Source organism: Chromobacterium sp. ASV23 (assembly GCF_016428945.1).
Taxonomy (GTDB): Bacteria; Pseudomonadota; Gammaproteobacteria; order Burkholderiales; family Chromobacteriaceae; genus Chromobacterium; species Chromobacterium sinusclupearum.
Genome location: NZ_JAELTR010000252.1, coordinates 1 through 326, shown reverse-complemented (window position 1 = coordinate 326; position 326 = coordinate 1). Strand labels below are relative to the sequence as shown.

Sequence of the window (326 nt, the reverse complement as noted above, 5' to 3'; positions counted from 1 at the left end):
CCCCCCCCCCCCCCCCCCCCCCCCCCCCCCCCCCCCCCCCCCCCCCCCCCCCCCCCCCCCCCCCCCCCCCCCCCCCCCCCCCCCCCCCCCCCCCCCCCCCCCCCCCCCCCCCCCCCCCCCCCCCCTCACCCCCCCCCCCCCCCCCCCCACCCCCACCTCCGTGCTGTCGTCGGCAGCGTCAGATGTGTATAAGAGACAGGCTTCACTCTGATCGACGACTACGGCCACCACCCGGTGGAAATGGCCGCCACGCTGGCCGCGGTGCGCGGCGCCTTCCCGGACCGCCGGTTGCTGCTGGCCTTCCAGCCGCATCGTTACACCCGCAC

The 326-nt window shown here is 81.3% G+C and carries 1 pseudogene; it reads left to right on the top strand.

Annotated elements, in window-relative coordinates:
- Positions 1-207: 207 nt before the first annotated feature.
- Positions 208-326 (top strand): annotated as a pseudogene (locus JHD59_RS22465) (glutamate ligase domain-containing protein); the annotation flags it as partial.